10 protein-coding genes and 1 pseudogene are annotated in these 12,115 nt (G+C 61.2%); 5 read left to right on the forward strand and 6 right to left on the reverse strand.

Annotated elements, in window-relative coordinates:
- Positions 1 to 31: 31 nt before the first annotated feature.
- Positions 32 to 814, reverse strand: a complete 783-nt coding sequence (locus ACCD02_RS15745) for an IclR family transcriptional regulator (protein WP_413303390.1) — start codon at positions 812 to 814, stop codon at positions 32 to 34.
- Between the two features lie 125 nt (positions 815 to 939).
- Between ACCD02_RS15745 and hmgA the strand changes: the two genes are divergently transcribed.
- On the forward strand, positions 940 to 2,256 hold the full coding sequence (gene hmgA, locus ACCD02_RS15750; protein ID WP_413303393.1) for a homogentisate 1,2-dioxygenase: 1,317 nt from the start codon (positions 940 to 942) through the stop codon (positions 2,254 to 2,256).
- Positions 2,253 to 3,548, forward strand: a complete 1,296-nt coding sequence (gene fahA / locus ACCD02_RS15755; protein ID WP_413303396.1) for a fumarylacetoacetase — start codon at positions 2,253 to 2,255, stop codon at positions 3,546 to 3,548. Before hmgA ends, fahA begins: the two co-directional genes overlap by 4 nt.
- Before the next feature lie 142 nt (positions 3,549 to 3,690).
- Here fahA and ACCD02_RS15760 read toward each other — a convergent pair whose 3' ends face one another.
- From ACCD02_RS15760 to ACCD02_RS15775, 4 genes are all read right to left on the reverse strand, one after another.
- Positions 3,691 to 5,148, reverse strand: coding sequence for an N-acyl-D-amino-acid deacylase family protein (locus tag ACCD02_RS15760; protein ID WP_413303398.1), 1,458 nt, complete (start codon positions 5,146 to 5,148; stop codon positions 3,691 to 3,693).
- A gap of 3 nt (positions 5,149 to 5,151) precedes the next feature.
- Positions 5,152 to 6,012 (reverse strand): MurR/RpiR family transcriptional regulator, encoded by an 861-nt coding sequence (locus tag ACCD02_RS15765; protein WP_413303401.1) that lies wholly within the window; start codon positions 6,010 to 6,012, stop codon positions 5,152 to 5,154.
- On the reverse strand, positions 6,013 to 7,362 hold the full coding sequence (locus ACCD02_RS15770) for a gluconate:H+ symporter (protein ID WP_413303404.1): 1,350 nt from the start codon (positions 7,360 to 7,362) through the stop codon (positions 6,013 to 6,015). It lies immediately after the preceding gene.
- A 355-nt stretch (positions 7,363 to 7,717) separates the two neighbouring features.
- Positions 7,718 to 8,701 carry a GlxA family transcriptional regulator gene (locus ACCD02_RS15775; protein WP_413303407.1) on the reverse strand — a complete coding sequence of 328 codons (984 nt, stop codon included), beginning with the start codon at positions 8,699 to 8,701 and terminating at the stop codon, positions 7,718 to 7,720.
- 121 nt (positions 8,702 to 8,822) lie between these two features.
- Between ACCD02_RS15775 and ACCD02_RS15780 the strand changes: the two genes are divergently transcribed.
- Positions 8,823 to 9,503 carry a DJ-1/PfpI family protein gene (locus ACCD02_RS15780; RefSeq protein ID WP_413303410.1) on the forward strand — a complete coding sequence of 227 codons (681 nt, stop codon included), beginning with the start codon at positions 8,823 to 8,825 and terminating at the stop codon, positions 9,501 to 9,503.
- A 6-nt stretch (positions 9,504 to 9,509) separates the two neighbouring features.
- Here ACCD02_RS15780 and ACCD02_RS15785 read toward each other — a convergent pair whose 3' ends face one another.
- A complete protein-coding gene (locus ACCD02_RS15785) occupies positions 9,510 to 10,124 on the reverse strand; it encodes a TetR/AcrR family transcriptional regulator (RefSeq protein WP_413303412.1) in 615 nt (204 codons plus the stop codon).
- A 185-nt stretch (positions 10,125 to 10,309) separates the two neighbouring features.
- On the opposite strand from ACCD02_RS15785, the gene ACCD02_RS15790 reads away from it, so the two are divergent.
- Both ACCD02_RS15790 and ACCD02_RS15795 read left to right on the forward strand, forming a co-directional pair.
- Positions 10,310 to 11,425 carry an MBL fold metallo-hydrolase gene (locus ACCD02_RS15790; RefSeq protein WP_413303415.1) on the forward strand — a complete coding sequence of 372 codons (1,116 nt, stop codon included), beginning with the start codon at positions 10,310 to 10,312 and terminating at the stop codon, positions 11,423 to 11,425.
- 538 nt (positions 11,426 to 11,963) lie between these two features.
- Positions 11,964 to 12,115, forward strand: a pseudogene (locus tag ACCD02_RS15795) (outer membrane porin, OprD family); the annotation flags it as partial.

Genomic DNA, 12,115 nt, shown 5'->3' on the forward strand with positions numbered 1-12,115 from the left:
ATCCGCTCCCACAGGGGATCATCGCGAACGGTTATTGTGCGCCCCCCATCCGCGCACTGATCAGCTGCGCCGTCACCCGTAATCGCTGAGCGGCATCATTCTGGCGGGCATCGGTAAACACCGACGCCGAGCCCACCACCGTGATGACCCCGGCCAACTTGTGGCCCATGCTGAACAGCGGCGACGACACGGCGTTGACCCCCGCCATCAGCAGCCCGTGAATCTGATGCACACCGGTAGTGCGGATGTCCTCGCGGTGCTGTTCGATATCCTTGAGTTGCGCGGGCGTCAAGGACGCCGACTCGGTTTCGCGCAGGTTTCCCGTCTCATGGGCACCGAGAAAAGTATCAAAGACCAGCCCTGTAGAAGAGCCAAGCAGCGGCAATACCGAACCGACCTGGGTCACCAGGGTCACCGCTCCGCTGGACGGCTCGACATAAACCACGGTCGGCCCCTTGTTGCCCCACACCGCCAGGAAACAGGTCTCATTGAGTTCGTCGCGCAGGGCGGCCAGGTGAGGGGCGGTGATTTTCAGCACGTCCAGATGACCCAGCGCGGCCAGGCCGACATACAACGCCTCGCGGCCCAGGCCGTAATGATTGGTCACCGCGTCCTGTTCGGCGAAACCGCTGGCGATCAGCGCCTGCAGATAGCGGTGCACCTTGCTCGCGGGCATGTCGACGTGCTCGGCCAGTTTCGACAATGACGTCGAAGGCGCCAGCTCGGCCAGGGCCTTGAGAATACCCACGCCGACTTCGGCGGACTGGACCTTTTGCTGGCGCGGGCCAGTCGGGAGAGCAATGTCGTCGGTCATGAAGAACGGTGCGCCGGTCTGGAAAGGCTGCTTTATAGCTTGACCCGCTCTCAAACTCAAATTACGTTATTCGTAATCTGTTTACGATAAATGCAATTTCACTTGGATAATAACAAGAGGTCGAGATGTTCAGCCATCTATCCGGCGACTCGCCGAACGCCCCAATCAGTTATCAGAGCGGTTTTGGCAATCAGTTCAGCAGCGAGACCCTTGCCGGTGCCTTGCCCCAAGGGCAGAACTCGCCACAGCGCCACCCGCTGGGGCTGTACGCCGAGCAGTTTTCCGGCACCGCCTTCACCGTGCCGCGCAGCGAAGCGCGGCGCACCTGGCTGTATCGCATCACGCCGTCAGCCGCGCACCCGCAGTATCAGCCCATGGCCCGGCAGATCGTCGGGATGGAGCAGGGGCCGATTACGCCCAATCGCCTGCGTTGGAATGCCTTCGATATTCCCGCCGACCCCACCGATTTCCTCGATGGCCTGATCGCCCTGGCTGCTACCTCGGCGGCTGAGCAGGCCGATGGCGTCAGCGTCTATGTCTATCGGGCCAATGCCTCGATGCAGCGGACGTTCTTCAATGCCGATGGCGAATGGTTGATCGTGCCGCAGCTTGGGCGCCTGCGCATCATCACCGAGCTGGGCCTTTTGGATATCGCCCCACAGGAAATCGCCGTGCTGCCCCGTGGCCTGAAATTCAGTATCCAGTTGCTTGATGCCACGGCCAGGGGTTACGTCTGCGAAAACCATGGCTGCGCCCTGCGCCTGCCGGACCTGGGGCCGATCGGCAGCAATGGTCTGGCCAATCCGCGGGACTTCCTGGCGCCGGTTGCCTGCTTCGAAAACCGTGCCGAGTCGGTGATGCTGGTACAGAAATTTCTCGGTGAACTGTGGGAAACCCGCCTCGATCACTCGCCTTTCGACGTGGTGGCCTGGCATGGCAATAACGTGCCCTACAAATACGATTTGCGCCTGTTTAATACCCTCGGCACGGTCAGCTACGATCATCCTGATCCGTCGATCTTTACCGTACTGACCTCGCCCGGTGCGGTGCACGGCCAGGCCAACGTCGACTTCGTGATCTTCCCGCCGCGCTGGATGGTGGCGGAAAACACCTTCCGGCCGCCCTGGTTCCACCGCAACCTGATGAATGAATTCATGGGCCTGATCGACGGGGCCTACGACGCCAAGGCCGAAGGTTTCGTGCCCGGTGGCGCCTCGCTGCACAACTGCATGAGTGCCCACGGCCCGGACAACGCCACGGCAGAGAAAGCCATGGCGGTGGAGTTGGCGCCGCACAAGATCGAGCAGACCATGGCCTTTATGTTCGAGGCCGGCAAAGTGCTGCGTCCCAGCCGCCATGCCCTGGCCTGTGAGCAACTGCAAACCGATTACGATGCCTGCTGGAATGGTATGGCGAGAACTTTCAAGGAATCCGCGTTATGAGTCAGATTTTTCCGCGCAGCTGGGTGGCATCGGCCAACGGCCATCCCGACTTCCCGCTGCAGAACCTGCCCCACGGCGTTTTCAGTCGGGGTGACCTTGGCCCGCGGGGCGGGGTGGCCATTGGCGAGATGATCTTCGATCTGCAGGCGGCCCTGGCCCACGACCTGTTCAGCAATGACGCGCGCACCGCTGCCGAGGCGGCAAGTGCGGATCATCTCAATGCGTTCTTTGCCCTCGGTGCGGCCCATCGGCAGGCCCTGCGCCGGGAACTGTTGGCGCTGTTCGATGAGGCCAGCCCGCACTTCGAGCGCCTGCTGGCCCTGAGCCCCAGCCTGTTGCATCCCATGGACGAATGCCGCATGCACCTGCCGGCGCGGGTCGGCGACTACACCGATTTCTACGTGGGCATCCATCACGCCACTAACGTCGGCAAGCTGTTCCGCCCGGACAGCCCTCTGCTGCCCAACTACAAATACGTGCCTATCGGTTATCACGGTCGCGCTTCGACCCTGTGCCCGACTGGCAGCGAAGTCAAACGCCCCTACGGCCAGACTCTGGCGCCGGGGCAGGAAGTGCCGGATTTCGGTCCCTGCAAGCGTTTGGACTATGAACTGGAAATGGGCGTATGGATCGGTCCGGGCAATCCTGATGGCAAACCCATTGTGATCGGGGAGGCGGCCAGCCATATCGCCGGCTTCTGCCTGCTCAACGACTGGTCGGCCCGGGACCTGCAAGCCTGGGAATACCAGCCGCTGGGGCCATTTTTGTCGAAGAGTTTCGCGACCACACTGTCGGCCTGGGTGGTGACCCCCGAGGCCCTGGCACCGTTTCGTCGTGCTCAACCGCCGCGCCCGACGGGTGATCCGCAACCGTTGCCTTATCTCTTTGATGCGGCAGACCAGCAGGGCGGGGCGCTGGATATCGAACTGGAAGTGCTGTTGCAGACCGAGCAGATGCGCGCGCAAGACCTGCCGCCGCAGCGCTTGTCCTTGAGCAATACCCTGAATATGTACTGGACGGCCGCGCAACTGGTGGCCCATCACAGCGTCAACGGCTGCGTGTTGCAACCGGGCGACCTGTTCGGCACCGGCACACTGTCGGGCCCGAAGGCCGGGCAGCACGGCAGCCTGCTGGAGATGACCGAGGGCGGCAAGCAGGTGGTGGAGCTGGCCAGCGGCGAAAGCCGACGCTTTCTGGAGCATGGCGACGAAGTGATTCTGCGTGCCCGCTGCAAGGGCGATGGGCAGGTCTCCATCGGGTTTGGCGAGTGTCGCGGACGGATTGTCGGCTGATCAGTTGATACGGGCACAGGACTGATGTGGGACCGGCTTCAGCCGGGAAGAGGCAGGTATGGGCGATACACCTCTATCGGCTTCCCTATTGTCTTCCCGGCTGAAGCCGGTCCCACAGGTCATCATTCGACGATGACCCTCCTTAGCCAAACCCTTCCCGCAATGACCCCGACCGCGGCAGAAACCGCCCCTGCCGTTCACCCCGGGCCTGGCCATCGGCATAGCTCAAATGGCCATTGACCCACACCGCATCAATCCCTGCCGCCGCGCGCATGGGCTGCTTGAAGTCAGCAATATCGATTACTCGCTCGGCATCGAAGAGCACCAGGTCGGCGTGAAAGCCCTCCCTGATGAGCCCCCGCTCATGCAGGCCGAAGCGTGCCGCCGACAGGCCGGTCATTTTGTGCACGGCGCCGTGCAGGGGGAACAGGCCCTTGTCCCGGCTGAAATGGCCCAGTACCCGAGGAAAGGCGCCCCACAGCCGTGGGTGGGGGAACGGGTCTTCCGGCAGGCCATCGGAGCCGATCATGCTCAGGGGATGGCTGAGGATGCGTTCGACGTCCTGTTCGTCCATGCCGTAGTACACCGCACCGGCCGGTTGCAGCTGGCGGGCGGCGTCCAGTAGCGGCAGTTGCCAGTCGGCAGCGATTTCCTGCAAGTCACGACCGCTCTGCTCCGGATGCGGGGTCGACCAGGTGATGGTGATGCGGAAGGCATCGGTGACCTGCTTGAGGTCCAGGGTCGAGGAGCTGGCGGCATAGGGGTAGCAATCGCAGCCCACCGGATGACTCTGTGCCGCCTGTTCCAGGGCTGCGAGCAGTTGCGGGCTGCGTCCCCAGTTACCGGCCCCGGCGCACTTGAGATGGGAAATAATGACCGGCGCCCTGGCATGGCGGGCGATACCGAAAGCTTCATCCATGGCTTCCAGCACCGGCTCGAATTCGCTGCGCAGGTGGGTGGTGTAGACGGCACCGAAGGCGCCCAGTTCTTCGGCCAGTTGTGCGACTTCCGTGGTTTCGGCGCAGAAGGCTGAGGCGTAGGCCAGCCCGGTGGACAGGCCCAGGGCGCCATCTTCCAGGCTGTCGCGCAGTTGCTCGCGCATGGCGGCAATTTCGTCAGGGCTGGCACTGCGAAACAGGTCATCGAGATGGTTGTTGCGCAGGGCGGTATGGCCCACCAGCGCCGCAACATTCACCGCCGGGCGAGCCTCATCCACGGCGTCGCGATAGTCACGAAAGCGCGGGTAGACGAAGTGCTGTTGTGCGCCGAGCAGGTTCATCGGGTCAGGTGGTGCGCCCTTGAGGCTGACCGGCGAAGCGCTGATGCCGCAGTTGCCGACGATCACCGTGGTCACGCCCTGGCTGATTTTCGCCAGCATGTCGGGCTGGCGGATCACCACCGTGTCGTCATGGGTGTGCACATCGATAAAGCCCGGCGCCAGGACCCGGCCCGCCGCGTCGATCTCCCCGGCTGCCGACGCATCGACGAGGTTGCCGATACGCAGGATGCGGCCGTCATGAATCGCCACGTCGGCGCGAAAGCCCGGCGTATCACTGCCGTCGATCACCAACGCATCGCGAATGATCAGGTCATAAAGCATGGTTCAGTCTCCAAGCGGCAGGCCGTCGTCACCGCCGCGGTAGTCATCGAGGGCGAGCTTGATGCGCCGCAATCGCTCCTGATTGTCCTCAGGCGCCAGCAGCGCCAATTCAGTGGCCAGCACGTCGATGGTCAGCAGCATGCCGTAGCGCGCCGCCGTGGGTTTGTAAATGAAGTTGGTTTCGACGATCTGTAACGGCAGCACCACGTCGGCCAGTTGCCCCAGGGGCGAGTCTGCCTGGGTAATGGCGAGGATTCTGGCGCCGTAGCTCTTGGCCAGGGTCATTGCTTCCAGCAGTTCCGGGGTCAGGCCGGTGAGGGAGCAGGCCACCAGGCTGTGCTCCGGACCAAGGGTGGCGGCGATCAGACGCATCATCACCGGGTCGCGGCAGGCGGCAATGGGATAGCCCAGGCGCACCAGGCGGGTCTGCAATTCTTCGCTGCACAGGCTGGAACAGCCGCCCATGCCAAAGGCATGGATCATCCGGGCATCGCGCATAATGGCGGTTGCGGCAGCGAAACGCGCCTCGTCAAAGCCAGCCAGGTGCTGGCGCAAGGTGGCTTCGACATCGCCGACGATCTGGCTGAAAAACGCCGACTGCTCGGGGGCCTGTTCCGGGTTGAGAAAGCGGCTGCCGACACTGCTGGCCTGGGCCAGTTGCAGGCGAAGGTCGCGCAGGTCACGGCAACCGATGCTGCGGGCAAAACGCGACAGCGTCGCGCTGCTGACGTCGGCGCGGCTGGCCAGGTCGTCGAGGCTGGCACTGGCGGCGAAGGCCACATCGCTGAGGATCAGCCGGGCAATCCGGCTTTCCCCGGCACTGAATGACTCCTGGCGTGCGCGGATCTGGTAAAGAATGTCCACTCAGAGCACCTGTGCCAGGCCCAGGGTGAGGGCGAAGGCCACCACTGATATCAGGGTTTCCAGCACCGTCCAGGTCTTGAAGGTCTGTGCCACGGTCATATTGAAATACTCCTTGATAAGCCAGAAACCACCGTCGTTGACGTGGGAAAAAATCACCGAGCCAGCGCCTGTCGCTAACACCAGCAGCTCCGGGTGTGGATAGCCAAGGCCCATCGCCACCGGAGCGACGATGCCCGAGGCGGTGGTCATGGCCACGGTGGCAGAACCCGTGGCGACGCGCATCAGCGCGGCGAACAGCCAGCCCATGAGCAAGGGCGACAGATGAAAGTCCTGGGCCAGGCTGACGATTTCGTTGGTCACACCGCTGTCGACCAGAATCCTGTTCAAACCGCCACCGGCACCAACCAACAGCGTGATGCTGGCAGTAGGCGCCAGGCATTCGTTGGTGAATTTCAGAATCGAGTTGCGGTTGAAGCCTTGAGCAATGCCGAGGGTCCAGAAGCTTAACAAGGTGGCCAGCAGCAGGGCGATCACCGAGTTGCCGATAAACAGCAGGAAGCTGTTGAAGGCGGTACCCGGCGTGCTGATCAGATTGGCCCAGCCACCCAGCAGCATCAGCACTACGGGCAACAGAATGGTCGCCATGGTCAGGCTGAAGCTCGGCAGCTGTTGGCGCGGCTCACGGTCGAGGAACTGTTTGGCCAACGGGTTTTCGTCGGGCAACTGGATGCGCGGCACGATGAATTTGGCGTAAATGGGCCCGGCAATGATTGCCGTGGGGATGCCGATCAGGATCGCGTAGAACAGCGTCTGCCCCACCGAAGCCTGATAGGCCTGCACTGCCAGCATGGCTGCAGGATGTGGCGGCACCAGAGCATGGACCACCGAAAGGCCGGCGACCATGGGCAGGCCGACCATCAGAATCGACACGCCGACTCGCCGTGCCACGGTAAAGGCAATCGGTACCAGCAGCACGAAACCGACCTCGAAAAACAACGGCAGCCCCACCAGAAAGGCGATGCAGACCATGGCCCAGTGCGCGTTGCGCTGGCCAAAGCGATCAATCAGGGTGCGCGCCACCTGCTCGGCGCCGCCGGATTCGGCCATCATTTTGCCGAGCATGGTGCCTAGCGCCACCACCAGGGCGATATGTCCCAGCGTCTTGCCGACTCCGGTTTCGTAGGAGGCGACCACGCCACTGGCCGGCATTCCGGCGACCAGGGCGAGACCGACGGACACCAGCGTGATGACAATGAACGGATTGAGACGGTAACGGGCAATCAACACGATCAAGGCGATGATCGCGATGGCGGCGTAGAGCAGCAGCGAAATACCAGCAGAGGGCGGCATAGTGCGATTCCTTGCAGAGAGTGGCGGGCGAATGACTCGACGCTGACGGGGTCAGCCCATCGTCGAAGAGGCGCTTTGGGTAAATCTCGGCAGAGGTATCGCTAAGGGTTGTTGATACGAGGCATGGGCAGGGCAAGGGCGATAACAGGCATGCATTATTTTTATCTCTGTTTTCGTGATGAAAACAAATTACATTAAATGCAAAATAAAAATCAATTTATGAAATTAAATTTCTAGTTGTTTTGCCTCTACCTCTTGTTGGAGCCGGGCTTGCCCGCGAACCGGACGGCGCGCAGGGTTAGAAATCATGCATCAAAGCCTTCATGGGCAAGCCTCGCTCCAACACAGATCCGGCTTATTGCGATGCAACACTGAACCGCTCCCGATAGGCCTGTGGCGTCACCGCTACGCTGCGTAAAAAACAGCGGCGCAGGGTTTCTTCGCTGCCGAAACCGCAACGGGCGGCGATGCGCTTGAGGGGCTGATTGCTGTCAGCCAGCAGGCGCCGGGCGGCTTCGACTCGCAACTGTTCGACCGCTCGGGCCGGGGTGTTGCCAGTCTGGGCGTGGTAATGGCGAACGAAGCTGCGCTCGCTCATGCCCGCCTGGGCGGCGAGGGCGGTCACTGATAAATCTCCGGCGAGATTGTCCAGCATCCAGGCATGCAATTGGGCAAAACGGTCGTCGGTCTGCCGGGCGTTGAGTTGCTGTGACAGGGCCATGCTGAACTGCGCCTGGCCCCCCGGTCGCTTGAGAAACACTACCAGATCCCGGGCCACCGCCAGGGCCAGGGCGTGACCCAGGTCGGCTTCGACCAGCGCCAGGGCCAGGTCGATCCCGGCGGTCACCCCGGCTGAGGTCCAGAAGCGGCCGTCGTTGATAAAGATCGGGTCCGGGTCGACTTTCAAGGCGCGATAACGCTGGGCCAATAGCTCGCAGCTGTTCCAGTGAGTGACTACCCGGCGCCCGTCGAGCAGGCCGGTGGCCGCCAACAGGAATGCGCCGGTGCACACCGACGCGACGCGCCGTGCCTGACGGGCGTGATCGAGCAACCACTGCTGCAACTGGCTGTCTGCCACAGCAGCCTCGACACCCCGGCCCCCGGCCACCAGCAAGGTATCGCAAGGCAGTTCTGGGCCGGGCAGGGGAGCGGTCTGCAAACCCAGGCCAGCCGAAGACACGACGCCCTCAACCTGTGCAGCCACGACCTTCGTCAGGTAAGGCGTGCCTAGCCCCTGTTTCTGCGCCTGCAGATTGGCTGAGGCCAATACCTGCAAGGGGCCGGAAATATCCAGCAACTGCACATTGGGGTAGGCCAGCAGGTAAACGATGCGGGACATGGCGGTTGTTCGCATTGGCGTGAATTGTGGGTGTTGTGGCGTATCCGCCAAATCCTCTCAGGATAGAGTTTGCTTGTCCACACGATACTCGCTCCAACAACCCTTCATCTGAGAGGTACTTATGACGATCAATATCGGCCTGCTGGTCTTCCCCAACGTCCAGCAACTGGACCTCACCGGTCCTTACGAAGTTTTCGCCAGCGTGCCCGATATCAAGGTGCATCTGCTGTGGAAAAACCTCGATCCCATTGTCTCCAGCACCGGTCTGACCCTGCTGCCGACTTGCACTTTTGCAGACTGCCCGCCGCTGGACGTGATTTGCATCCCTGGCGGCCTGGGTATCGATGCATTGCTCGAAGACGGGCAAACCCTGGCGTTCGTCCAACAGCAGGCTAAAACCGTGCGCTACATCACTTCGGTCTGCACAGGGGCGTTGGTACTGGGGGCGGCGGGGTTGATGCATGGGCGGCGGGCAACCACACACTGGGCTTCCCAGGCGCTGCTGCAAGCCTTTGGCGCGACCGTGGTGCATGAGCGGGTGGTGCGGGACGGCAACATGATGACGGGCGGCGGAGTGACGGCGGGTATCGACTTTGCCCTGACCCTGCTCGCCGAGCTATTGGATGACCATCTGGCCCAGGTGGTGCAGCTGCATCTGGAATATGCGCCGCAGCCGCCCTTCAACGCTGGCCATCCGTCCACGGCTCCGGCTGACGTGCTGCAAACCGCCCGGCAACGCGGGGCTGCGGTCCTGGCCAATCGCCAGGCCATTGTCGAGCGCTGGCTTACCCGGCAGGCGTGAAACTGCTTATTTGGGGATCTCGTACCAACCCAGAAACATGTCCAGGGTCGCTTCCAGTACTTCGTCCTGACGGGCTTCGGGCAGGGGGGGCTCGTTCAGCGTGACTTGTGGCCAGAACGAGAAGGCCTTGAGCAGGGCGTGCAACTGATGGGCGGCGAAACTGGGGTCCACCGGCTTGAAGCGGCCGTCCTTTTGCGCATCCTGAACCCAGGTGGTGAAGCGTTCTTCACGCTGGTTCAGGCGATTGACCCATACCTGGGCACGATCGGGGGAGTGGATGGTCGCGCCAATGGCGACACGAGCCAGATCAAGGAAGTTGCTGTCGCTCAGGGTGTTCATCTTGACCCGCAGCTTGGCCCGCAACTGGCTGCGCAGGGATTCGCCGGGCTGGTAGGCGATCTCGTTCTGCTCGTCGGCCAGGGACCACAGGCGCATGAGGATTTCTGCGAACAGCTCTTCTTTGCTCGGGAAGTGGTTATAGACAGTGCGTTTGGATACCCCGGCGGTGGCGGCGACTTTGTCCATGCTGGTGATTTCGAAGCCGTTGCTGCGAAATTCGGCAATGGCAGCCTGGACAATGGCTTCGCGTTTACGATCGGTGAGGCGTTCCGGGGCTTTCATAAGGCTCTGCTTCAAACATGCGTTTCGAGAAAAATTACACTCAGCAGTTTACTTGCTGTCGACGATGATGCAAGCTATAAAAACTACACTGTGTAGTGTAATGCATTGTTACATTTCTTCAGGTCGGTAAACGAGCGAAACTCGACCGGCGACCTGAAGTGCAGGCACCCAGGAGTCCGCAGCGCATGGCCACGATAAAACGCACCCCCGACGCCCCTCAATTGCCCACCCTGCAGCAACAGAACGGGCGCTATCGCAACCCTGTGCCGATGAACCCATCGGGTTTGCTCAGAACCCTGGGCATCTTCTGGGACATGACCTTCAACAAGCCCAAGCACACCCGTCCGGCGGGCAAGATCCCGGTGCAACCGCTGTCGCGCCAGCAGTTGTTGGCCGCGCCGGATAACACCGTATATCGCCTCGGTCATTCTACTGTCCTGCTCAAGCTGCGCGGTCAGTTCTGGCTGACCGACCCGGTATTTGCCGAGCGCGCGTCGCCGGTGCAGTGGGCCGGGCCGCAGCGTTTCCATCAGCCGCCCATCAGCATCGAAGAGCTGCCGCCGATCAAGGCGGTGATTCTTTCTCACAACCATTACGATCACCTCGACCATATGGCGATCAAGGCCCTGGAGGCCAAGACCGAGCATTTCCTCGCCCCCCTGGGCGTGGGCGATACCCTGATCGAATGGGGCGTGCCGGCCGACAAAGTCTCACAACTGGACTGGTGGCAATCGGCAGAGATCGGTGGCATGCGCTTCGTCGCCACGCCGTCGCAGCATTTTTCCGGGCGCAGCCTCAGTGATGGCAACCAGACCCTGTGGGCGTCCTGGGTCATGCTCAATGGCGACCAGAGGATCTTCTTCAGCGGTGATACCGGTTATTTCGACGGCTTCAAGCGTATCGGCGAACAGTACGGTCCGTTTGATCTGACGCTGATGGAAACCGGTGCCTACAACGTCGAGTGGCCCAATGTGCATATGCAGCCGGAGGAAACCCTGCAAGCCCATATTGATTTACGTGGCCGCTGGCTGCTGCCGATCCATAACGGCACCTTCGACCTGTCCATGCACACCTGGCACGAACCCTTCGACCGCATCCTGGCCCTTGCCTGGGATAAGAACATTGCCGTGACGACGCCGATGATGGGCATGCCGTTCTACCTGCAATTCCCCAGTCAGGGAGAAACCTGGTGGAAGGCTGTGGATCAGGTCGATGATGTGCTGGAACTGGCCCCTGCCAATGAGATATCGGACCACGGCTGCCGCCGCTGGCGGATACGCAGGGAAGGGCGACACGCTTGATCTGAAAAAAAACCGCCATGGCCAGGCGGTTTTTTTTTGCCTGGTAGTTGCCCCGGGGGCGAGTGCGTTTGGTACGACATTGCCCGTGCTAGACGCGTTGCTTGTTTGCGGTAACGCGGTGGTCAATTTGAGTAGCAAGCTTGCTATTACGGTCATTCATCGCCGAAGCGTCGTTTCTCGTTTTTAGCCATTTGACAGCAGGCAAATAGCTGTCAATAATCCCTGAAAATGTTGTACGACGACGTATGACGACAATAAAAATAACATAACAGGGAATGTCATATGACCATAGAGTCCGATGTCATCGCTTCGCCTTCACTCTTTCGAAGTTCATTTTCTCGCGTTATACCCCCTCTATCTCAGCCTCTGATCCGCCGCTATTCACGGCTGTTATGTTTCCCGAATTCAGCTTTCGGTTAGTTCGGCTGACGATTTATCCCCCCTGATCAGCAGGGTATTTCAGGTCCTTCTATTGCCTGTCGCTCGTTTTACGGCGGCGGAGGGATTCGTTTTGTCTAAAGAAAGGAGCACAACAATAATGACAACTCCCAGCACCCGTTCATTGGTTCTTCTAGGCGCGAGCAGTCTGGCAATGTTTCTGCCAATCCTTAGCCAGGCCGAAGGCTTTATCGAGGACAGCAAAGCCACGCTCACCCTGCGCAATGCCTACTTCAACCGCAACTTCACCAA

The organism is Pseudomonas sp. Pseusp88 (assembly GCF_047303955.1).
Taxonomy (GTDB): domain Bacteria; phylum Pseudomonadota; class Gammaproteobacteria; order Pseudomonadales; family Pseudomonadaceae; genus Aquipseudomonas.

What these genes read in the sequence shown, in the direction of transcription:
- ACCD02_RS15780 (WP_413303410.1), top strand. Translation starts at nt 8,823, where the DNA reads ATGACGATCAATATCGGCCTGCTGGTCTTCCCCAACGTCCAGCAACTG.
- hmgA (WP_413303393.1), top strand. Translation starts at nt 940, where the DNA reads ATGTTCAGCCATCTATCCGGCGACTCGCCGAACGCCCCAATCAGTTAT.
- ACCD02_RS15790 (WP_413303415.1), top strand. Translation starts at nt 10,310, where the DNA reads ATGGCCACGATAAAACGCACCCCCGACGCCCCTCAATTGCCCACCCTG.
- ACCD02_RS15760 (WP_413303398.1), bottom strand. Translation starts at nt 5,148, where the DNA reads ATGCTTTATGACCTGATCATTCGCGATGCGTTGGTGATCGACGGCAGT.
- ACCD02_RS15785 (WP_413303412.1), bottom strand. Translation starts at nt 10,124, where the DNA reads ATGAAAGCCCCGGAACGCCTCACCGATCGTAAACGCGAAGCCATTGTC.
- ACCD02_RS15770 (WP_413303404.1), bottom strand. Translation starts at nt 7,362, where the DNA reads ATGCCGCCCTCTGCTGGTATTTCGCTGCTGCTCTACGCCGCCATCGCG.
- ACCD02_RS15745 (WP_413303390.1), bottom strand. Translation starts at nt 814, where the DNA reads ATGACCGACGACATTGCTCTCCCGACTGGCCCGCGCCAGCAAAAGGTC.
- ACCD02_RS15775 (WP_413303407.1), bottom strand. Translation starts at nt 8,701, where the DNA reads ATGTCCCGCATCGTTTACCTGCTGGCCTACCCCAATGTGCAGTTGCTG.
- fahA (WP_413303396.1), top strand. Translation starts at nt 2,253, where the DNA reads ATGAGTCAGATTTTTCCGCGCAGCTGGGTGGCATCGGCCAACGGCCAT.